The 21341-nt window shown below is 64.7% G+C and carries 23 protein-coding genes; 13 read left to right on the forward strand and 10 right to left on the reverse strand.

The genetic code is table 11. The features are described 5' to 3' along the window. Positions 1-238 precede the first annotated feature (238 nt). Genes E0T84_RS19550 through E0T84_RS19585 form a run of 8 tightly spaced genes read left to right on the forward strand, consistent with a single transcriptional unit; the run spans position 239 to position 9364 of the window. Complete coding sequence (locus tag E0T84_RS19550; protein WP_070184587.1) at positions 239-1009, forward strand: ABC transporter permease; 771 nt, start codon at positions 239-241, stop codon at positions 1007-1009. After that, a complete protein-coding gene (locus tag E0T84_RS19555; RefSeq protein WP_070184588.1) occupies positions 1006-1866 on the forward strand; it encodes an ABC transporter permease in 861 nt (286 codons plus the stop codon). Before E0T84_RS19550 ends, E0T84_RS19555 begins: the two co-directional genes overlap by 4 nt. Positions 1867-1878: 12 nt before the next feature. Continuing rightward, a complete protein-coding gene (locus E0T84_RS19560) occupies positions 1879-3066 on the forward strand; it encodes an MCE family protein (RefSeq protein ID WP_070184589.1) in 1188 nt (395 codons plus the stop codon). Further along, positions 3063-4094 (forward strand): MCE family protein, encoded by a 1032-nt coding sequence (locus E0T84_RS19565; protein ID WP_070184590.1) that lies wholly within the window; start codon positions 3063-3065, stop codon positions 4092-4094. The genes E0T84_RS19560 and E0T84_RS19565 overlap by 4 nt, the downstream gene beginning before the upstream one ends. Then, positions 4094-5176 carry an MCE family protein gene (locus tag E0T84_RS19570; RefSeq protein WP_070184597.1) on the forward strand — a complete coding sequence of 361 codons (1083 nt, stop codon included), beginning with the start codon at positions 4094-4096 and terminating at the stop codon, positions 5174-5176. Before E0T84_RS19565 ends, E0T84_RS19570 begins: the two co-directional genes overlap by 1 nt. Beyond that, positions 5173-6642: an MCE family protein gene (locus tag E0T84_RS19575; protein WP_070184591.1), complete on the forward strand. Its 1470-nt coding sequence runs from the start codon at positions 5173-5175 to the stop codon at positions 6640-6642. Before E0T84_RS19570 ends, E0T84_RS19575 begins: the two co-directional genes overlap by 4 nt. Next, the gene (locus tag E0T84_RS19580) at positions 6639-7820 is read left to right on the forward strand and encodes an MCE family protein (RefSeq protein WP_070184592.1); all 1182 of its coding nucleotides are present in this window, start codon (positions 6639-6641) and stop codon (positions 7818-7820) included. Before E0T84_RS19575 ends, E0T84_RS19580 begins: the two co-directional genes overlap by 4 nt. Next, positions 7820-9364 (forward strand): MCE family protein, encoded by a 1545-nt coding sequence (locus E0T84_RS19585; RefSeq protein ID WP_070184593.1) that lies wholly within the window; start codon positions 7820-7822, stop codon positions 9362-9364. Before E0T84_RS19580 ends, E0T84_RS19585 begins: the two co-directional genes overlap by 1 nt. Here E0T84_RS19585 and E0T84_RS19590 read toward each other — a convergent pair whose 3' ends face one another. Then, on the reverse strand, positions 9365-9877 hold the full coding sequence (locus tag E0T84_RS19590; RefSeq protein WP_070184594.1) for a hypothetical protein: 513 nt from the start codon (positions 9875-9877) through the stop codon (positions 9365-9367). Between the two features lie 162 nt (positions 9878-10039). On the opposite strand from E0T84_RS19590, the gene E0T84_RS32350 reads away from it, so the two are divergent. The 4 genes from E0T84_RS32350 to E0T84_RS19610 all read left to right on the forward strand — a co-directional run bounded on the left by E0T84_RS32350 (position 10040) and on the right by E0T84_RS19610 (position 12150). Further along, a complete protein-coding gene (locus tag E0T84_RS32350) occupies positions 10040-10399 on the forward strand; it encodes a hypothetical protein (RefSeq protein WP_110764850.1) in 360 nt (119 codons plus the stop codon). Then, positions 10389-10820 (forward strand): hypothetical protein, encoded by a 432-nt coding sequence (locus tag E0T84_RS19600; RefSeq protein WP_371726103.1) that lies wholly within the window; start codon positions 10389-10391, stop codon positions 10818-10820. The genes E0T84_RS32350 and E0T84_RS19600 overlap by 11 nt, the downstream gene beginning before the upstream one ends. 122 nt (positions 10821-10942) lie before the next feature. Beyond that, positions 10943-11590 carry a hypothetical protein gene (locus E0T84_RS19605; protein ID WP_234998138.1) on the forward strand — a complete coding sequence of 216 codons (648 nt, stop codon included), beginning with the start codon at positions 10943-10945 and terminating at the stop codon, positions 11588-11590. Then, positions 11587-12150: a twin-arginine translocation pathway signal gene (locus E0T84_RS19610; protein ID WP_234998139.1), complete on the forward strand. Its 564-nt coding sequence runs from the start codon at positions 11587-11589 to the stop codon at positions 12148-12150. Before E0T84_RS19605 ends, E0T84_RS19610 begins: the two co-directional genes overlap by 4 nt. A gap of 35 nt (positions 12151-12185) precedes the next feature. Here the strand turns inward: E0T84_RS19610 and E0T84_RS19615 are convergent, their stop codons facing one another. The 3 genes from E0T84_RS19615 to E0T84_RS19625 all read right to left on the reverse strand — a co-directional run bounded on the left by E0T84_RS19615 (position 12186) and on the right by E0T84_RS19625 (position 14878). Beyond that, positions 12186-13904 (reverse strand): HNH endonuclease signature motif containing protein, encoded by a 1719-nt coding sequence (locus E0T84_RS19615; RefSeq protein WP_138745255.1) that lies wholly within the window; start codon positions 13902-13904, stop codon positions 12186-12188. Positions 13905-14316: 412 nt separating this feature from the next. Continuing rightward, on the reverse strand, positions 14317-14643 hold the full coding sequence (locus tag E0T84_RS19620; RefSeq protein ID WP_070185630.1) for a hypothetical protein: 327 nt from the start codon (positions 14641-14643) through the stop codon (positions 14317-14319). Between the two features lie 10 nt (positions 14644-14653). Beyond that, positions 14654-14878 (reverse strand): hypothetical protein, encoded by a 225-nt coding sequence (locus tag E0T84_RS19625; RefSeq protein ID WP_138745256.1) that lies wholly within the window; start codon positions 14876-14878, stop codon positions 14654-14656. Between the two features lie 96 nt (positions 14879-14974). Between E0T84_RS19625 and E0T84_RS19630 the strand changes: the two genes are divergently transcribed. Further along, entirely contained in the window at positions 14975-16222 is a 1248-nt protein-coding gene (locus E0T84_RS19630) for a TetR/AcrR family transcriptional regulator (protein ID WP_075909884.1), read from the forward strand. Here E0T84_RS19630 and E0T84_RS19635 read toward each other — a convergent pair. The 6 genes from E0T84_RS19635 to E0T84_RS19660 all read right to left on the reverse strand — a co-directional run. Then, positions 16189-16458, reverse strand: coding sequence for a hypothetical protein (locus tag E0T84_RS19635; protein WP_070185627.1), 270 nt, complete (start codon positions 16456-16458; stop codon positions 16189-16191). The genes E0T84_RS19630 and E0T84_RS19635 overlap by 34 nt on opposite strands. A gap of 16 nt (positions 16459-16474) precedes the next feature. After that, on the reverse strand, positions 16475-17959 hold the full coding sequence (locus E0T84_RS19640) for an NAD(P)/FAD-dependent oxidoreductase (RefSeq protein WP_070185626.1): 1485 nt from the start codon (positions 17957-17959) through the stop codon (positions 16475-16477). Between the two features lie 163 nt (positions 17960-18122). After that, a complete protein-coding gene (locus E0T84_RS19645) occupies positions 18123-19049 on the reverse strand; it encodes a DUF5996 family protein (RefSeq protein WP_070185625.1) in 927 nt (308 codons plus the stop codon). 77 nt (positions 19050-19126) lie between these two features. Next, the gene (locus E0T84_RS19650) at positions 19127-19396 is read right to left on the reverse strand and encodes a DUF3303 domain-containing protein (protein WP_036442209.1); all 270 of its coding nucleotides are present in this window, start codon (positions 19394-19396) and stop codon (positions 19127-19129) included. Beyond that, positions 19393-20781: a cytochrome P450 gene (locus E0T84_RS19655; RefSeq protein ID WP_138745257.1), complete on the reverse strand. Its 1389-nt coding sequence runs from the start codon at positions 20779-20781 to the stop codon at positions 19393-19395. Before E0T84_RS19655 ends, E0T84_RS19650 begins: the two co-directional genes overlap by 4 nt. Before the next feature lie 46 nt (positions 20782-20827). Then, positions 20828-21341: septum formation family protein (locus E0T84_RS19660; protein WP_249383685.1), on the reverse strand; the 514-nt coding region annotated here is incomplete at its 5' end.

The raw sequence follows: 21341 nt of genomic DNA on the forward strand, positions 1-21341 counted from the left end.
ACTGCTTTCGTCTAGCTGGGTCGTTGCGCCCAGCCTCACACGCGCGCACGGATGCGGCAACGGCCTGTTCCGCTGACTGGGCCACCGACGGGGGTTTGACGCCGCTGAGTCAGATTCCCGGTAGGTGGGAGACGCGGTGGCGCGACCGGTGGCGAACTGTGATCGTTCCCGGTCGAGGCATGTGGTCCGGGTCATATCAACCCACCGGATCTGATTCAGGCCAAGAACGGAGAACTCGATGTTGCAGCGACAACTCGCCGGCCCACTCGAGGGGGTGGGTGGGTTGTTCGCCATGTCGGTGGATGCCGCCAGATTCGTGGTGCGCAGACCATTCCAATGGCGTGAATTTCTGGACCAATCCTGGTTTGTGGCAAGGGTTTCCATGGCACCAACTCTGCTGGTGGCGATCCCGTTCACCGTTCTGGTGTCGTTCACCTTGAACATCCTGCTGCGTGAACTGGGTGCGGCCGATCTGTCGGGCGCGGGAGCGGCTTTCGGCGCGGTGACCCAGGTCGGGCCGATGGTGACGGTGTTGATCGTGGCCGGCGCCGGCGCCACCGCCATGTGTGCCGACCTCGGGTCGCGCACCGTCCGCGAAGAGATCGATGCCATGGAGGTGCTGGGCATCAACCCGATCCAGCGCCTGGTCACTCCGCGCATGCTGGCCTCAGGTCTGGTGGCGCTCCTGCTCAACAGCGTTGTGGTCATCATCGGAATCCTTGGTGGATACCTGTTTTCGGTGTTCGTTCAAGACGTAAACCCCGGTGCGTTCGCGGCGGGTATCACTCTGCTCACCGGTATCCCGGAGGTCGTCATCTCCTGCGTCAAGGCGGCATTGTTCGGGCTGATCGCCGGGCTGGTGGCCTGCTACCGCGGTCTGACCGTCTCGGGTGGCGGAGCCAAGGCGGTGGGCAACGCTGTCAACGAAACAGTGGTGTACGCCTTCATGGCGTTGTTCGTGGTCAACGTGGTGGTCACCGCCGTCGGCATCCAGATGACGACGCGATGACGGGGGCAAGCGCAGTACTCCAGTCGGTCTATCCGAGGCTGTCCCGGGCCGCGCGACGGCCCGGAGCCACGTTGAGCGGCATCGGCGACCATGTCCTTTTCTACGGTCGGGCGCTGGCGGGTATGCCACATGCCGCCGTGCACTACCGCAAAGAAGTGGTCGGGCTTATCGCCGAAATCAGCATGGGTGCAGGCACATTGGCAATGATCGGCGGAACCGTGGTCATCGTCGGCTTTCTCACCTTGGCCACCGGCGGCGTGCTGGCGATCCAGGGCTACAGCTCGCTGGGCAACATCGGCATTGAAGCACTCACCGGATTCCTGGCCGCCTTCATCAACGTCCGTATCTCGGCGCCGATCGTGGCGGGCATCGGTCTGGCGGCCACGTTCGGGGCCGGTGTCACCGCACAGCTCGGGGCGATGCGGATCAACGAAGAGGTCGACGCGCTGGAATCCATGGCGATCCGGCCGGTCGAGTACCTGGTGTCCAGCCGCATCGTGGCCGGGATGATCGCGATCACCCCGCTGTACTCGATCGCGGTGATCTTGTCCTTCCTGGCCTCCCAGTTCACCACGGTCGTGCTGCTCGGACAGTCCGGTGGCCTGTACGGCCACTACTTCAGCACATTCCTCAACCCGATCGACCTGCTCTGGTCGTTCCTGCAGGCGCTGCTGATGGCGCTGGCGATCTTGCTGGTGCACACCTACTACGGGTTCTTCGCCACCGGCGGCCCGGCCGGGGTCGGCGTGGCAGTTGGCAACGCCGTCCGGACGTCACTGATCGTGGTCGTCTCGATCACGCTGCTGATCTCGCTGTCGGTCTACGGCTCCAACGGCAATTTCAACCTCTCCGGCTAGAGAAGGCATCTGATGTCGCGTGACGCTAAACGTCAACTGAGCGGACTGATCACAGTTGTGGTGATCGCCGCCATCATCGCCGGTGCCATTGTGCTGTTCCGCGGTGGGGTCGCGCCCACCGCGGCGGTGACCGTCATGTCGCCGCGGGCCGGTCTGGTGATGAATCCAGAAGCCAAGGTCAAACTGCACGGTGCGCAGGTGGGCAAGGTCGTCGCCATCGAGACGCTGCCGGACGGACAGGCGGCGCTCCACCTGGCAATGGATCCCGATGACTTGCAGCTGATTCCGGCCAATACCGGTGTCGAGATCGCTTCCAGCACCGTGTTCGGCGCCAAATTCGTTCAGCTCGTTCCGCCGGCGGAACCCTCGTCGGCGTCGATGTACGCGGGCCAGGTCCTCGACGCGACGCACACCACCGTCGAGATCAACACGGTGTTCGAGCAATTGGTGTCGGTGCTGGCGCAGATCCAGCCGGAGAAGCTGAACGAGACGTTGGGCGCGATGGCCCAGGCGATCGATGGTCGGGGTGACAAGATGGGTCAGACCCTGGTCGATCTGGACGCCCTGCTGGCCAAGATCGCACCCAGCCTTCCGGCTATGAGCCACGAGATTGCCGTCGCACCAGAGGTGTTCAACGCGTACGCCGACGCCGGCCCAGAACTCATGGACACCGTGCGTAACGCGACCAGGTTCAGCGACACGCTCGTCGAGCATCAAAACGATCTGGATGCGTTGCTCATCAGCGCGATCGGATTGGCCGATGTCGGCACCGACGTAGTGGCCGGCAACAGTGCCGCGATCACTGAGGCCATGCGGCTGCTGGCACCGACCACCAGCCTGGCCAACCAGTACAACGCGGCACTCAATTGCGCGCTGAAAGGTATGGAGCCACTGGCTTTGGGACCGCCGCAGCCGCTACCGGGCGTCATGTTGCTGGACTCGTTCCTGTTGGGCACCGAACGCTATCGCTACCCGGGCAACCTGCCGAAGGTGGGCGCCACCGGCGGCCCGCAATGCCAGGGACTTCCCGAGGTCGGTTTCGAGACGCGGCCGCCGTTCATCGTCACCGACATCGATGCCAACCCGGCGCAGTACGGCAATCAGGGAATCCTGTTGAACTCCGATGCGCTCAAGCAAGCGCTGTACGGGCCGCTTGACGGACCGCCGCGCAACACAACCCAGATAGGACAACCGGGATGACGCGCAGCCGCGGAACCGCCGTCAAGTTCGGCGTGTTCGGAGTGACGATGCTGCTCCTTACCGGAGCGCTGTTCGCCATCATGGGTCAGTACCGCACCGGGGCGACCAACGGCTATTCGGCTGTGTTCACCGATGCTTCCAGCCTCAAGGCCGGCGATTCGGTGCGGGTGGCCGGAATTCGCGTCGGCACCGTCAATGACGTTGCGCTGCAGCCCGACAACACGGTGCTGGTGCATTTCGACTCCGACCGTGAAGTGGTCATGACGACCGGCACCAAGATCGCGGTGCGTTATCTGGATCTGGTCGGCAACCGGTACCTTGAGCTGCTCGACGGCCCTGGATCGACCAGGATATTGCCGGCCGGGTCGCAGATCCCGCTCGATCGCACCGAGCCGGCGCTGGATCTCGACCTACTTCTCGGTGGGCTCAAGCCCGTGATCCAAGGCCTCAACGCCCAGAACGTCAACGCGTTGACCAACTCGCTGATCCAGATCCTGCAGGGCCAAGGCGGGACGGTGGAATCACTGCTGTCCCACACGACTTCGTTCAGCCAGGCACTGGCCGACAACGGTCGGACCGTGCAGCAGCTGATCGACAACTTGAAGACCACCGTGGCAACGGTGGCCGAGGACGGCGACAAGTTCTCCGGCGCCGTCGAGCAGCTGCAACAGCTCATCACCGGTCTGTCGCAGGAACGCGATCCGATCGGTGAAGCCATCACCGCCCTGGACAACGGCACCGCATCGCTGAGCGATCTGATGACACAGGCCCGACCACCTCTGTCTGGCACTGTGGACCAGCTGACCCGGCTGGCGCCCTTGCTCGCAGGCGAGGACGACATGGCGCGGATGGACCTGGCGCTGCAAAAGGCGCCGGGGAACTACCGCAAGCTGGTCCGGTTGGGGGCCTACGGCAGTTTCATCAACCAGTACCTGTGCGGCATGAATGTGAGGGTCACCGACCTGCAGGGGCGCACTGCGTACTTCCCGTGGATCATGCAGAACACCGGACGCTGTGGGGAACCCTGATGCTCAAATACCGCGGATCACACCTCATCCGGAGCGGACTCATCGGCATCGTGTTGATCGCGATGATCATCGCGGTCGGACTCCAGCCACAGGCACTGTGGTCGTGGGCCACCTCGGTCAAATACCACGCAGTGTTCGCCGAAGCGGGCGGGCTCACCACCGGTAACGACGTCAAGATCTCCGGCGTCACCAAGGGCTTGGTCACCGGTGTCAGCCTGAGCCACGGCAAGGCGCTGGTCACATTCACGCTGGACAGCAAGGTGCGGTTGGGCTCCGAGACCACGGCGCACATCCGCACCGGAACGATGCTCGGTGCCCGGATGCTCACCCTGGAACCGGCCGGAGCCGGGACGATGCGTGCGTCGGACACGATCCCCGTGACCAGGACGGCATCGCCGTACTCGCTGACCAACGCCGTGGGCGACTTCACGAACAACACGGCCGGCACCGATACGGCGGCGCTCACCCAGTCGCTGGATACGCTGTCGGACACCATCGATCGTATGGCGCCGCAGCTGGGGCCGACGTTCGAAGGTCTGTCCCGGTTGTCGGAGACACTGAACAGCCGCAACGAGTCGCTGTCCAACCTGCTCAAGAGCGCTGCCGAGGTGACCGGCATCCTGTCGAAGCGCAGCGAGCAGGTCAATACGTTGCTGCTGGACGCGAACGCGCTGACCGGAGTGCTCGACCAGCGCCGGTACGCCATCGTCAACCTGTTGGCCAACACCTCGGCGCTGTCCCAACAGCTCACCGGGCTCGTTCACGACAACGAAGAAGAGTTGGCCCCCACCCTCAAGCAGCTCAACTCGGTCACCGCGATGCTGGAGAAGAACCGCGACAATATCGCCGAAGCCCTGTCCGGTCTGGCCAAATACCAAGTAACTCAGGGTGAGTCGGTGAACAACGGGTGGTATTACAACGCCTTTGTCGGCAACCTCCTGCCGGCGCAGACACTGCAGCCCTTCCTCGACTATGCGTTCGGATTCCGGCGCGGTGCCAACGCCGGTCAACCGCCGGACAATGCCGGACCACGCGCGGAATTCCCATGGCCCCACAACGGCATTCCCGGAGGAAGTCGATGATCGCCCGCAATCGGAGAAGGTTCAGCCGCGGCGTGCTGGTGCTGCTTGCAATGCTAGCCCTGGCCGCCACGGGGGTCATCGTGCGGCAGACCGCCTTCAAGCCGACCACCATCACCGCGTACTTCACCTCGGCCACCGCGATCTATCCCGGAGACGAGGTCCGCGTCGCTGGCGTCAAGGTCGGGTCCATCAAGAGCATCGAACCGGCCGGCGGCCAGGCTCGGATCACCCTCGCGGTCGACCACGGCGTGAAGATTCCTGCCGATGCCAAGGCAATCCTCATGGCGCAGAACCTCGTTGCGGCTCGGTATGTTCAGCTGGCTCCGGCTTACGAAGATGTCGGTCCGATCATGGCCGACGGTGCGCAGATCGGGGTTGAGCGCACCGCGGTGCCCGTCGAGTGGGACCAGGTCAAGGACCAGTTGATGCGGTTGGCCAGCGATCTGGGACCCATCAACGGCGCGTCGGCCACGTCACTCAGCCGATTCGTCGACAGCGCGGCCGCTGCCATGGACGGCAATGGTGAGAAGCTCCACGAGGCCATCAGCCAGTTGTCCGGTGTGGCAAAGATTTTGGGCCGGGGCAGCGGGGACGTCGTCAGCATCATCAAGAACCTGCAGGTATTCGTGACAGCGCTGCGCGACAGCAACGCGCAGATCGTGGAATTTCAGGGGAAGTTGGCCAGCGTCACCAGCGTCATCGACGAGAGCCGCTCCGATCTGGACGGCGCCTTGACGAACCTCGCGGACGCCGTCGGCAATGTTAGGCGATTCGTCGCAGGCAGCCGGGACCAGACCGCCGAGCAGTTGCAGCGGTTGAACAATGTCACGCAGAACCTGGTGGACAACAAGATCAAGCTTGAGAACGTCCTGCATGTCGCGCCTAACGCCATCGCCAACGGTTACAACATCTACAACCCCGACAGCGGCACCGCCGTCGGCGCGTTCGCACTGTCAAACTTCTCCGATCCCGTATCGGTGGTGTGCTCGGCGATCGCGGCGGTAAAGAATGCCACGGCCGCCGAATCGTCCAAACTGTGCGCGCAATACCTCGGGCCAGCTCTGTCGTTGATCAACTTCAACTACATGCCGATGCCGTTCAACGCATACCTACGAAAGGCACCCAGCCCGGAAAACCTGGTGTACACCGACCCCGACATCGCACCGGGCGGCACAGGGGGTCGCCCCCAGCCCTATGCAGACCAGCCACCGGCGGTGTCGGCGTTCACCGGCGCCGGTGACGTCACGCCACCGGCCGGATGGGGAGCACCTCCAGGTCCTTCCGGCGCCTACGCACCGAACGGATTCCCAGCGGATCCCGCACCCGCGCTGTACCCCGGAGCGCCGATCCCCCCAGGCGCACCAGCCGCCCCGGCAGATCAATCACCAAAGACATTGCAGAACATGCTGCTTCCCGCGGAAGCAGCAGCCAACCCCGCACCGCCGGCGCCAGGAGGCACCCCATGATCACTCGGCGGTCGCTGACGCGCCTGGCTGCGGTAGCCGCCTGCTCGGTGGTGACCCTGACCGGCTGTGCGTTCCACGGGCTGAACTCACTGCCCCTGCCCGGCACTGTCGGGCGCGGGGCCGACGCGACGACCTACCACGTCGAGCTCGCCAACATCGGGACCCTGGAGGCGAACTCGCCCGTAATGATCGGTGACGTCATCGTGGGCAGCGTCGCCCGCATGGTGGTGAAGGGCTGGCACGCGGATGTGGAGGTGTCAGTCAAGCCCGATGTAGTGGTCCCCGCCAATGCGATCGCCACCGTCGGACAGACCAGCTTGCTGGGCTCGATGCACGTTGCGCTCGATCCTCCGCTCGGGCAGGCGCCGGCCGGGCGGCTGGCCCCCGGGGCCACACTCGAGCTCAACCGGACGTCGATGTACCCATCGACCGAACAGACCTTGTCGTCGCTGTCGGTGCTCGTCAACGGTGGCGGTCTGGGCAAGATCGGTGACCTGGTCGCCGAATTCAACGCTGCGCTCAATGGCCGAGAAGACAAGATCCGCGATCTGCTCACCCAGCTCGACGACATTGTCGGCATGTTCGCCAACCAGCGCGACGACATCAACGCCTCCATCACGGCGTTGAACCGCCTGTCCGGAACCCTTTCCAGCCAGCAGGAGGTCATCACCACCGCGCTGCAACGGATCCCGCCGGCGCTCGATGTCCTGGTCAAGGAGCGTCCCCGCATCACCACGGCATTGGAGAAGTTCGGTCAGTTCAGCGACACCGCAACAAAACTCGTCCATGCCACGCGCGACGACCTGCTGACCAACCTGCGCAACCTCGAACCGACGGTGCGGGCACTCGCCGACGTCGGACCGAACCTCGGCACGGTGCTGGCATATGCACCGGGATATCCCTACCCGCAGAACTTCATCGACCGGGCGATTCGCGGCGATTATCTCAACCAGTTCATCACCTTCGACTTCACCGTTCCGCGCCTGAAACGAGGTTTGTTCCTGGGCACCCGATGGGGACAGGAGGGCCTGCCCCTCACTCCGGCACCGGGCGACCCGTGGTTTGCCAACTACACCAAGGACCCGCTGGGTATGCCGCTGACTCCGCCGCCCCCGGCAGCGGTGGCCACGATTCCGCCCCTGGTCGACCCCGCAGCGCCGAAGGAAGGTGGCAACTGATGCTCACCCGCTTCGTCCGAATCCAGCTGGCCATCTTCGCGGTGGCCTCGGTGATCGGCATGGCCCTGATGGGCATCGTCTACCTGCAGGCCCCGACGCTGTTGGGCATCGGCCGGATGACGGTGACCCTGCAACTACCCGGAACCGGTGGGCTGTACCAGTTCTCGAACGTCACCTATCGCGGGGTGCAGATGGGGAAGGTCACCGAGGTACGGCCCACCCGTGAGGGGGCAGAAGCCACCCTGTCGCTGAATACCTCGCCCAAAGTGCCCGCGGACCTGCACGCCGCGGTGCTGAGTGTTTCGGCGGTGGGTGAGCAGTACGTCGACCTGCAACCGAAAAATGACTCAGGGCCGTATCTGCATGACGGGTCGGTGATCCCGGCCTCGAGCACATCGATCCCGCAGGCCGTGGGACCGATGCTCGATCAGGTAAGCGCCTTGATGGGCAGCATCCCCAAAGACAAGATCAGCCCGCTGCTCGACGAAACCTTCAAGGCTTTCAACGGCACTGGGAACGACATGGGGGCATTGCTGGACTCGTCGTCGAGACTGATCGCCGAAGCGAACGCCGCTTCTGACCAGACCCGTGCGCTCATCGAAGACGGAGCTCCTCTGCTCGACGGACAGGCTGAATCAGTCGACGCGATCCGCACCTGGGCCCGCAGCATGGCCGGCATCACCAAGCAGATCACCGACGACGACCAGCATGTGCGCACCTTGCTCAAAGACGGGCCGGGCACCGCCGACGAGGCCACCCGCTTGTTCAATCAGGTCAAGCCGACCCTGCCGCTACTGCTGGCCAACCTCACCAGCCTGGGTCAGGTCGGGTTGACCTACCATCCATCGCTGGAGCAGCTGCTGGTACTGCTTCCGCCGTCCATCGCGGCAACCCAGTCATACGGTGCGCCGAAGAACAACCCGACCGGAATGTCCTTGGGCGACTTCACTCTCACGATGGGTGACCCGCCGGCGTGCACGGTCGGGTTCCTACCGCCGTCATCATGGCGGTCGCCCGAGGACACCAGCGATATCGACACGCCCGACGGGTTGTATTGCAAGCTGCCGCAGGACTCCCCGATCGGCGTCCGCGGTGCCCGCAACTACCCGTGCATGGGCAAGCCAGGAAAGCGAGCTCCCACGGTCGAAATCTGCAACAGTGACAAACCTTACGAACCGCTGGCGATGCGCCAGCACGCCCTCGGCCCGTACCCGATCGATCCCAATCTGCTCGCTCAGGGAATCGCGCCGGATGCACGCGCCGATCGGGATGCATTCATTCACGGTCCGATAGAAGGAACGCCACCGCCGCCGGCGGAGGTCCCGGCACAAGCGCCGGCAGAGGTGCCGCCCAGCGATGCCGATGCGCCCACCGTGGCCCCCAGTGCGTTTTCTCCCAACGGATCTGGTGGACCCTCGGTCGCGGTGGCCACCTACGACCCGAAGACGGGCCGTTACGCCACTGTGGATGGGAAGGTGTACCGGCAGGCCGACCTGGTGCCGCAATCAGGTGACCGGACCTGGAAGAACCTGTTCACCACCTGATCAGGCGGCTTTCACGAGCTTGAAGGGCATCGTGATGAAGACGACTCGGCTACTACCGCACGATCCGCTGACGCCGGTCGTCGAATCTTCGCCCAACAGCGTCATCGACGCCGGATCGGTTGCGGTGGCGTCCTTGTTGGAGGGGAAGAACCGGAACACCTGCAGTCCTGGGCCGGCAGTGCCGTCACCGCAGGGCTGCCATTTGTCCACTGTCTTCTTGACGTACCAGACGCCGCTCTTCTTGTAGATGGGTGCGCTCCACCCCCAGTCGGTGTCGACCGTCCCGGTGCACTCGCTCGGGTAGCTGCACGTCGTCGAGATTGTCCAGGTGCCACGGATACTCGCCTCGTCGTGGAAGACGTCGTTCGTTTTCGCCCACTCACCGTTCGACGTGGCGATGTAGGTCCCGTTGAGGCCCCAACTCGGGGATGCGGCGGCGATGGGACTGCACAACCCGGCTGCTGCGGCGGCGGCGAGCACCCCTGCGCCGATGAATACCGTTGACACTTGCATGACACTGCTCCTCTGAAACAGACCTCGGTTGGTCCCCGTGGCAGTGCTCACTGTGCAACTTCTGCCGCTGTTTGACGGAGAACGTCCCACCTAGTGGGCGAGACGGCGGAATCTGGATTCAGCCGTGCCACAGTGTCGTCCGTGCGGATACCGGTAGCGGCTATGGCAGGGCTGCTCATCGTGTCGCCGATGATCGTGCCATCGCCGGCGAACGCAGAACCTGTCGGTTGCAGTGAGCCCTCATGCGTCCCCGGGATCACCGCTGGTGTTGTACTCGGTGCCCCGTGTTCGGATACCGCGTACTACGTCTTCGGCACCACATCGTGGGGCCGGCTGGTCTTCTGCGGGTCTCCGCGCCGGTACGAGCCGCGGTACTTCCGGTCGCCGCCGCTGAAAGGCGTTCGCCAGGAGAACAGCCCATGTACCGGCTTCGAGAGTTCGGTCGCCCAAGCTCCCGACGGATTGTTCTTGAGTTGCGTGGCGACTGACGGCACGAGCAGGTGGCTACGTGGTGACCTCTGAGTCGAGCCGCGCGGTGGGCGCGGCGCTCACCGCGGCCCTCGGTGCCTGTCTTGCGTTCGCGCCACCGGTCCATGCGGATGAGGGGCCGATGTTGCATCGGGTGACCTATACGGTCACCGCTGAGCATCCGACGGCCGTCGGGATCTATTTCCGTGAGGTTGATCCGCCGACGTGGGCCGACTACAGCCACAATCCGTACGAGTTCAGCCCGAAAGACGATCTCACGCTGGAGCCCGGCAAGCCCTGGATTCGCGAGGCCACGCTCGCCGACCCCATGAGGTGGGCCATGGTCACCGTCACCACGGCTGGACTGACTCCACAAACTGCGGGGACCCTGAGCTGCGAATTGGCCATCGACGGTGTTGTCGTCGACCGTGCCGCCGGCACCAAGGGGGCATTGTGCTCCCTGCGGAATTGGTGACGCAGTGAGTCGACCGGGATTTGCCCGCTGGGTGGGACAGCGACGCCGACGAGCCGTGCTGCCGCACTACCGTGCGGCAGCAGTCATATCGGCGACTGGCCGAGACCAACCGGAGGTGCACTATGCGGTTGCTCAGCCGCCCTGAACAAGCAACCGGGGCCGCCGTGCTCGACGATGCCGATGAAGTCACCGAATCGTCGGTTCAGGCCCAAGCCGACGAAGACACGGACGGAGGCACGGACTCCGACGGTCAACCACCGGCCGCAGCCGAAAAGCGCAGCCGGCGGCCGAAACTCGCGACGGTGCTCGCCGGCGTCACCATCCTCGCCAGCGTCGGGTTGTTGGCGGCCAGCGGCTACATGACGTGGTTTGTCCAGCGGGCCGACGGCGAGCAGCAGCGCCGCGCGGAATTTTCGGCAGCGGCGTCGCAGGCCGCCGTCACCTTGATGTCGATCGACAGCGCCAAGGCTCAGGACAACGTCAAGCAGATCATCGACAACTCGACCGGGCAGTTCAAAGAGGACATCGAATCGTCGGCCATGGATTTGGTGAGGACAGCGCAAGATTCGAAGGCGTCCACGAACGCGACGGTCCGGGCCGCTGCCGTGCAGTCGATGGACACCGATTCCGCAATCGTCCTCGTTAGTGCAGCGACCACGGTCAGCAACTCAGCCGGGGCGAACCAACAGCCGAGGAACTGGCGGCTGAGCGTCACCATGGTCGACGACGGAGGGCAGATCAAGATGTCGAAAGTGGAGTTCGTCCCGTGAGTACCAGCACTGCCGAAGAAGCACGGACCGGCGAGGCCGACCACACTCCTGAGGTTCGGGAGCGGTGGACTCATCGTGTGGCACGGCGATGGCGCCCGATCGCCGTCGTCTGCATACTGCTGACTTCGGCGGGCTCGGCGTCAGCCCTCTATTTCGGCGGGTACCGCGCCGAACATGCTGCCGCAGGGGCGTCGACGACGGTGGTCGAGGCGGCTTCAGAAGGATCTGTGGCGTTGTTGTCCTACGCGCCGAACAGTCTGGATCAAGACTTCGCTACCGCGAAATCGAAACTGACCGGTGATTTTCTGACCTACTACAGCGAGTTCGCGGACAAGTTCGTCGCGCCGGCGGCCAAACAGAAGGATATCCAGGCGACCGCGTCGGTGGTCCGAGCTGCCCCCGTCGACGTGGGATCCGACACCGCGCAGGTGTTGGTCTATCTGAACCAGGCGACAACCAGCCGCGACAACCCCGCACCGGCGCAGGCGTCCAGCGCTGTGAAGGTCGGACTTACGAAAGTCGATGGCAACTGGCTGATTTCGTCGTTCGACCCGATCTAGCCTTCCAGCGCGCGGCCCCCACGAGGCCCTAGCATCTAGGGCCCACGTTCTCCCTTGGCGGCGAAGGCTTGGTCGTTGTTCGATCGCCACGCCGCAGGGTCGTCGTAGGTGTCTGTGTCTTGCGAGGATTCGTCCCGCAGAATCCACTTGGGCGATTGTTCCGGGTCGAATGTCTCGGAGTCCCAGAGTTGTTCCGCGGTGGGTGCCATGAGGGCGGATTCGTCGAAAACAGAGTCGATGTCGAGGTTGAGGTCGTTGTCCCAGTCGGGGTTCCATTCGGGTTCCCATTCCCGGTTGGGGGGCGTGGGTTGCGTGCCGTCCCATTCGGCGTCTTGGGGCTGGGGCCCGGCCTGCGCCTGGGGCTTGGGTTCGGCTGGTGGTTCGTCCTCGGGTGGGGTGAGTAGTAGTTCGGGGCGGTGGTGGTAGTTGATGCGGTGTTGGCCGTGGTCGAGGTGCGGCGGGGGCTGCCATTCCACCTCGCCACGCTCGTTGATGGTGGTGGTGTAGCCACCGTCGTCATCGACGAGGCGGTTGTCGGGGCCGCACGCCAAGCTCATGGTGTCGACGTTGGTGTCGCCGCCGGCAGCCCAGTCGTCGGTGGCGTGGTGGGCTTGGCAGCCGTAGGCACCCACGGTGCAACCCGGTTTGGTGCAGCCCCCGTCGCGGGCGATGAGCATGATGCGCTGGGCCGCGCTGGCGACCCGGCGGGCCCGAAAATAGTTCAGCGCCGCCCCGGTGGCCTGATCGAAGATCGCCAGGTAGTGACTGGCGTGGGCACCCATCCGGATGACGTCTTTGATCGGGATTTTGGTGCCGCCACCGCTCACACCGATGCCGGCGCGCGATTCGAGATCTCGCAGGGTGGTGCGCACGATGATCGAGACCGGTAGCCCGTTGAGTTGACCGAGATCGGTCATCAACGCGATGCGTCCGACCACGAGCAGGGCGTCGTGTTGGCGTTGAGCCAGGCTGCGGTGATCGTTGTCGATCTGGGCTTGGCTGGGGGTGCCGGTGGTGCAGGGCTGCTCGTCGTCGGGGTTGCACATGCCCGGGGCGGCGAACTTGGCGAACAGCACTTCCCACACCGCAGCAGCTTCGGGGGTCAGGTTGGCCGTCAGTGCGGTCATCGCGTCGCGACCTTGTTTGCCCACTGACAGCCCGCGTTTGCGGGCACGTTCGGTGTCGTCGGGCTCGGGGCCGTCCTGATCGAGCAGAAACAGCCGCAAGTCGGCGGTGTCTTTGAGTTCTTTGGGGCCCACCCCGACCGCGACGCGCACCAGGTCGGCCTCGAACTGTTCGCGGGTGCTCGCATCGACGAAGCCGGGCAGTCGAGTGACCGCGTCGCGCAGCACCGTGACGTGATCAGGATTGATCAGCCCGGCAGCTTGGGCGGCGGCGACCACCGGCAACACCGCCGGCAGGGGTTCACCGGTGAGGGTGCGGCGCGGGCCCAGCGCGGCCGTCTGGCCCAACCGGCGAGAGGCCTCAGCGGTCGACAACCGCCACCGCACCCGCAGCACCTCGTTCCACGATTTGGCGCCCATCTCCCGGGGTGTGGTGTCGGCCTGCAACTGGGCCAGCAGCCGATGCAGCGGGGAAGGTAGTTGGCAGGTCAGGGTCTCGTACTCGTCGAGCACCGCCAGCAGTTCACCGCGGTTCAGCGAAGCGAAGTCACACGCAGCGAACACGTCGAAGGCGGCCCGCAACCCGGCCACCGCCTGAACCGCACCCGCCTGCATGACTCGAACATACATTCGAGCACCGACAAATGCGGCCGCGCGAGAGTTGTCCTGTATCGGGACATCGGTGACGGTTCCTGCGGTGTTGGTGTTGGCACACCTGAACCCAGGCTCTGGCGGCGGCCGTTAGTGAACCCATCGATCCTCGTGTTCGCCTTACCGTCTCGCAGTGGCCTGACGATGCACCTCGAGTGGCGGCCGGCCTCCCCGCGCTAAGCCAAGGCGCTCGTTCCTGACCCCCTTGGCGCGTGGATGGTGATCACGTTGTCTGACGTCGTCGAGTTTCTTTGCAGCAGTGTCATCTTCGTCGACGGCGGCACAGATGCCCACTTTCGTGCCGGTGACTGGCCGCGGCGGGTGTCCATGCTGCGGCTTCCGGCGTACGCCCTGAAGTGCCTGCGCCGGTGGATCTGTGGACTAAGCCTGTCTAGTGCGTATCGCGCTTCGGCAGCAGCGTCTCGTGTGCTGAGGACGTCGCGGCCCGGAACAGCACCGCGATCAACATCAGTGCCCCGACCGCCACGATCGGGATGGTCCACAACCGACGCATCGTCAGGGCCGAACCGCACTTGTCCACATACTCCTGGCCGGCGGCGTTGGCCTGCACCAGGTGAGCGCTGTACCCGGAACCGCAGGGGATCTGCATGCCGAACTGATCGAAGTCGTCGAGGTAGACCGGCAGGCTCAACAGGTACAGCCCGATGAGAAACACCACCGCTGCGGCGATTCCGATATAGACGGCGCGAAAACTCACCGTGCCCCCTTCAGGTCATGCATACGTCGGTGAACAACAACACGGGCCACGAGACGATCGCCCCCAAGAACGACACCACCGCATCGAGGCTGTCCATCGATTGCAGATGGTCGGTGTGCGTGCCGGACCAGAAGGTGCCGACCAACAGATACGGCACCCCGAGCACCACGGCCACCACGATCAGTTCGCCGAGTGCGACGCGGTAGGCCAGCAACGTCCGCAACCTGGCAAGCACTGCACCCCCATCTGAGCTTATTGCCGTCTATGTTAATGGCTATTCTCGGCCGAACTACCATTTTGACCCGGCTGTTCGGTCCGTTAGTGTGACGGAATGGCGCGCATCTCGCCCCGGTCGATCGACAGTGGTGCCAACGGTGTGCGGCGCCGCCCGAAAGACCGAAAGGCCCAGATAGCGCGGGCCTCGGCGGAGTCGTTCAGTGCCCTGGGGTATCACGGTGTGAGCATGGAGGCCATAGCCTCGCGCGTCGGGATCTCCGCGGCGGCGTTGTACCGGCACTATTCGAGCAAGTACGAATTGTTCCGCGACGCCGTGCTCAACCTCAGTCAGCAACTCGTCGACGGTACGGCGTTCGCTGAAGAGCCCGACGGGGACCCGCGTGACCAATTGCGCAGGCTCGTGGCCGCGCTGAGCGACACCGCCTTGGTGAACCGGGAATCCGGGGGCCTGTACCGGTGGGAAGCGCGTTATCTGCGCGGCGACGACCAGAGCACCCTGGACGCGCAGGTGCGCACCGTGCACCGCCGGATCCAGCGGCCGTTGATGGAGTTGCGGCCCGAGCTCAATTCGCGGGCCCGGTGGACCCTGTCGACTGCGGTTCTCGGCGTGATCGGCAGCGTCGTCGACCATCGGTCCAAACTGCCCGCCGGTCAGATCCGCGCGCTGCTCGCAGAGATCTGCGACAGCGTGCTGGCCGCCGAACTGCCCGACTTTCCGAACGCGACAGACCCCGTCGCGCCACCTACGCCGGCTGTCAATGCGACGAAGTATGAAGCGCTGCTGACCGAGTCGATGCGGCTGTTCAACCAGAACGGCTATCGCGACACCACGATGGAGGACATCGCCGCGGCGGTCGGCATGCCCGCCTCGGGGATCTACCGGTACTTCTCCGGAAAATCCGACATCTTGGCCGCCGGGTTTCGCCGCGCCGCCGACCGGCTCTCGGCGGACATGTCGGAAGTCCTCGGCGCCGCCCAGGACCCCGAACAGGCGCTGGGTGCGCTCATCGACGATTATGTGGCCCGATCGTTCGACCGCCCCGAACTCGACTACGTGTACTACACCGAACGCCTGAACATGACTCCCGCCGACCAGAAGATCCTGCGCGACCTGCAGCGTGCTGCCGTGGAATCGTGGGTCGAGGTCGTGATGCCGGTGCGCCCGGGGTGGAGCGCAGCGCAGGCGCGGTTCGCGGTTCATGCCGCGATGGCCTTGGTGATCGACTTGGGCCGGCTCATGAATTATCAGAATTCGGAGCAGGCCCGAGCCGTCGTCGCCGTCATGATCGATCTGACCCTGTTGGGCCGCTACCGGTTACGGACGGCATTGCCGGCCAGGTAGGCCACGTAGCCGAGCGTGCCGATCTTGGCCAGCTTGCGGGTCTTGGGCAGCAGGAGGCCCAACCCGATCGCGGTCTCGATGCCGCCGTTGGTGTAGATGTGCTTCTGCGTGTCCTTGGGGAATGCCGGCTTGGTGATCGACTCGAACAGCTGCGGCTTCACGAAATGTGAGATGCCGGCGCCGGCCACGCTGAGGCCGACGAACTTGGCCAGCGTGGAGTTCTTGCCCTCTGTCATGTGTGATCCTCTCTGATCAGGCAAACGTGTAGTCGCTCAACGGGAATCGTGAAGCCTCGGCGACGGCCCGGCGGGTCGTCATCGGCCGGAGCAGCGTTGCCTCGCCGCTCGGATTGAAATAGTACGACCGTGCCGACGAGCAGTTTCCGAGGGTGAACAAAGAGTCGCCCAGCAACTGCGTCATCCGGTCCAGGTACCGGCGGTTGGCCTGCTCGGTGACCTCGAACATCGAGGCGTTGCGGCGCTGGAGTTCGCCGAACAGCCGGTCCATCAACCGCATCTGATACTCCATCGTGTTGAAGAAGTTCAGACCCAGGAAGGCGTACGGGCTCGCCAGGCTCAGGTAGTTCGGGAAATACGGCATCGATACGCCCTGATAGGCCTGGAACCGGGTTTCCCGCCACCACTTTCCGAGGTTGCGGCCCTCACGTCCGATCACCTCGATGGCCGGGAAGTTGGCGTCCCACAGATCGAAGCCGGTCGCCAGCACCAGCGTGTCGATGTCCGTCCGGGTGCCATCGGCGTTGACGATGCCGTCTGCTTCGACGCGTTCGATGCCATCGGCCTGCAGGTGCACATGCGGTTTGGTGAACGCGCGGTAGTAGCCGTTGGAGAACGTCGGGCGCTTGCACCCGAAGTCGTAGTCCGGGGTCAGCTTGCGGCGCAGTTCCGGATCGCGGATCGAGACGAACCGGTGCAGTTTGGCCAGGTCGGCGGCCGCGATGTTGAACCGGCGGAAGTACCGGTGCTTGAGCACGGCGGTGTCGACCATGAACGCGTAGATGGCGTCGGTGACGGCCCGGATCAACCGTTGGCTGGCTGGTACGCGGGCGAACAGGCGACGGACCTGCGGTGAGAACTTCAGGTCGATCTTGGGTACCACCCAGATCGGGGTGCGTTGGTAGACGGTCAGGTGGGCGGCCTTCTTGGCCAGCTCGGGGATGAGCTGCACGGCCGTGGCGCCGGTGCCGATGATCGCGATCCGGCGGCCGTCGGGCCGGTAGGCATCGTCCCAGTCGGTGGTGTGGATGACCTTGCCGGCGAAGTCGTCGATGCCGGGGATGTCGGGGGTGTGCGGCTGCGACAGGAAGCCGGTGGCGGTGAGCAGGAACTGGGCGCTCACCTGCTCGCCGCCGGTCAGCGCGATCCGCCAGCGCGAGGACTCCTCATCCCAGCGGGCACCCTCCACGGTGGTGTTGAACCGGATGTGGCGGCGCACGTCGTATTTGTCGGCGACCTCGTCGGCGTAACGCTTGATCTCGGTGCCGGTCGAGAACAACCGTGACCAGTTCGGATTCGGCTCGAAGAAGTACGAGTACGTGGTGGTCGGCACGTCGACGGCCAAGCCGGGGTAGTGGTTGACATACCAGGTGCCGCCGAGGTCGTCCTCGCGATCCAGGATCACGAAGTCCTCGATGCCCAGCCGTTTGAGCTGGATGGCGGCGCCGATGCCGGCGAATCCGGCACCGACGATGACTGCCTCGTAGTCCCCCGGGCTCATGGTGCAGACAGTACCGCAGGTACTGGGTACTTTGTCGAGAGGTCAAATCAGGCCCGACGCCCAGCCGCCAGTCCATCGCGTGTGAAGCGCTGCGGCGAAAAATCGCGGCTGTCAGCGCCACAGCGCTGCACACGCGGCGTCGCGAGGTATCGCCCAGCTCAAATCAGGCCCAGCGCCCGGGATCGGATTCGAGGCTCGCGCGGTCCCAGTCGGCCAGGTCGGCCGCGGCGGCATAGGTGGACTGCAGGAACTCCATCAGTGCGCGGTCGGGATCGGCGGATGTCCGCACGGCTTCGTAGGGCAACAGGAACTGCCGGAAGTCCGGACTGTAGAAGGCTGCGTCCGGGCCGATGCGATAGTCGGAGAAGCCGTTCGGCTCGGGATAGGCATACGCGTAGAACGCACCCTCCTCGCCGCCGCCCGGCCAGAAACCGCAACTGCTCAACTCGTGCGAATACCCTTCCACCATCACGCCATTGGGGCAGTTGGGTGCTCCGCCGGGGTGCTCGGGCGCGGGTCTGCCGGAGAATCTGGTGCAGGCCAGGTCGAAGGAGCCCCAGAAGAAGTGCACAGGGCTGACCTTGCCGATGAAATGTGCCCGGAAGTCGCTGATCACCCGGTGCGCCTGCGTCAACTGGCGCCAGAACAGATTGGCGGAGTGCGGGTCATACGACGCGTGTTGTCGATCCTCGGCGAACGGTATCGCGGGGTCAACCTCGTTGGGCCGGGCATGGATTCGCGCCTCAATGCCCAATTGATCCAGTGCGGAAAGGGTTTCGGTGTAGAACTCCGCGACCGACTTCGGGGCCAACGTGACGGTGTTCGATCCGCCGTCGCTGGTCCGGATGACGAGCACGTGGTCGATGAAATCGAACTCCATGTCGAACAACCGGTCTCGGTAGGGAATCGATGACGTGGTCAGCCCGCGCGGGCTCACATACAGCGTGACTTCCCACCAGTGGTTGAGCAATGGGGAGTACGTCAGGCGAATCTTCCCGACGATCTGCGTCCACATGTGAAGGGTGTCGCGGGTCGGTTCCCAGTCCGACACACGCAGCTCGGGCCAGGGGTTGTCGGTGGGAGTGCTCATGGGACAGGTGCCACCTTCCGCCGCTCACGATTGGTCGATTTCCAACTTAGCTGCGGAATGGTGGCTCCATGCCGGGTTCAGAACAGCTTGGCGATCACCTCGCCGGCCTCGGCGTCCTCCACACAGGGAGTGATGTCGAACGTGAGGAATTCGCTCCATTCGGCAACCGACTCGAACATGGTCTTAGCGTCATCGGTCTCCACGATGGCGAAACCCTGGCCGTTCATGCCCCACCAGCGGTGAAGCATCGTCGCTCCTGCCGGAACCTGGCCGCCCGTCTGCTTGAACTTCTCGACCGCATCTCGGTAGTTCGCCTGCGACTGGGTCCAGTGCACGATGAATTTCATGGCGTACTCCTTCTGGTGATGCGGGCCGGGATCGGCCCGGCCGCGATGACGGTGAACGGCGTCTCCACCGGGAAGTCGTCATGCAGGGAGGTCATGGAGACCTCGCGCACGATGGTCGCCAGCGCGAGAGTGGCCTCCAGCATCGCGAAGTGATCGCCGACGCAGGACCGTGGGCCACCGCCGAAAGGCAGGTACTGCCAACGGTTTCGACCTACCGACCGCTCGGGGGTGAACCGGTCCGGGTCGAAGGTCAGCGGATCCTCCCACAGGCCCGGATCGCGATGCATCGCATAGATGTCGACGCTTGCCATCGAGCCGGCCTCGACGCGGTAGCCGTCTATCGTCAACTCCTCGTTGAGTTGACGAATCATCCCTGCGGCCGGCGGGCACAGCCGCAGTGCCTCGTGCAACACCCGCACCGTGTACTCCAGGTGTGGCACGTCGTCGGGGGTCAGCACGCGATCGCCGAGCGCGGCGACCTCGGCGAAAACCCGGGCCTGGATGGCAGGGTGCCGGCCCAGCGTCCACAAGGAGTAACACAGGGTGGTCGACGTGGTGTCATGGCCGGCGAGCATGAAAAGCACCAATTCATGGCCGATTTCGTCGTCGGTCAGCGCTTGCCCGGTGTTCGGGTCGCGGGCCTCCATGAGCGCACGTACCAATGGTGCATCCCGATCTGGATCGTTGCGCACCTCGGAAAGGATCTCGGCGGCCAGCCGGTGAAGCTTGGCGTTGGCGGCGCGGGCCCGGCGTTGGCCTGTGGTGGGGAACCACTGCGGAAGATTGACCGGTCGCACCGCGCGATCTGCCACCCACGAGAGCGCGGTGCGCAACGCAGGCCCCACCTCCTCGGCGCGCGCATCCAGATCCAAGCCGAAGACCGAGCGCCCCAGTGCGCGCAAAGTCAAGACGCGGCAGGCGTTGTCGAGGTCGATGGTTTGGTTGTGCGCCCATCCGTCAGTCAAAGACTGGGCCGCGGCCGACATGTGCCCGGCGTACCGGGGGACATGCTGTTTGGTGAACATCGGCTGCAATGTGCGACGCCGCGGCAGCCAGCGATCGTGTGGTAGGTCGAGCAGGTTGCCACCCATGAGACGTTGCATCTGCACCATGGTGGTGACACCGCCACGGTCGACGACCCCGTCACGCCGACTCAGCACATCGCGTGCGCCCTGCGGCGACGCGACGAGCACGAGCGGGGGGATCAGCCACCGCGGGCCCAGCACGGCCCGGGTCACCGGACCGCCGGCGTCGTGCAGCCTCTGCTGGCCCGCGGCAAAGTCGCGCAGCGAGGTGAGCTGTTGCCGGTATGGCAGGGGGTTACGTGGCGCCAAAGGCAGCACGGTCGCTGTCGCCTGAGCGTGAGCCTGCTGTATCTCGACCATGTGGCGAGTGTCGGCTCGCCCGGTCGGCGGCGAATAGAGTAGCGCGTTACCCTACTTTTCCGGTGCGGGGATTCTTGCTGGTAGCGATGCATGTCACCGTGCGGTCCCCGCGTTGCCACGAGTCTGCAGTGGGGTACAGGACGAACAGCTGAATGCCGGATTCCGAGTTGGCGTCGGGGGCGTACCGAGCGAGTGCCGGCGCGCACTTGTCGGCGTACTTGACCACCGCGGGATCGCCCGGGAAATCCCCGTCGGGTAGCGCCAGCACCGCGAACACCTCACCCTTGTGCGGCTGATCGCAACTGACCGTCTTGACGTACAGCACACGGCTGCTGTCGGGAATCTCGGCCAGGCAGTCACCCGAGCGGACCTGGCTGGCCTCGGTGGCGCCACGATCTCGCGCGAGGTAGAACACCACGCCCGCGGCGACCGCGATCGCCACCAACACCACGACACCGAGCAGCACCCACTTGAGTGCCGACGACTTCTTCGGCGGTGCCGAGAACTGGTCGCCACTCGTGGAATACGGCTGCGGAGGCGGTGGCGGGTAGTTGTGGCCC

Source organism: Mycobacterium sp. DBP42 (genome assembly GCF_005924235.1).
Classification (GTDB): domain Bacteria; phylum Actinomycetota; class Actinomycetes; order Mycobacteriales; family Mycobacteriaceae; genus Mycobacterium; species Mycobacterium syngnathidarum.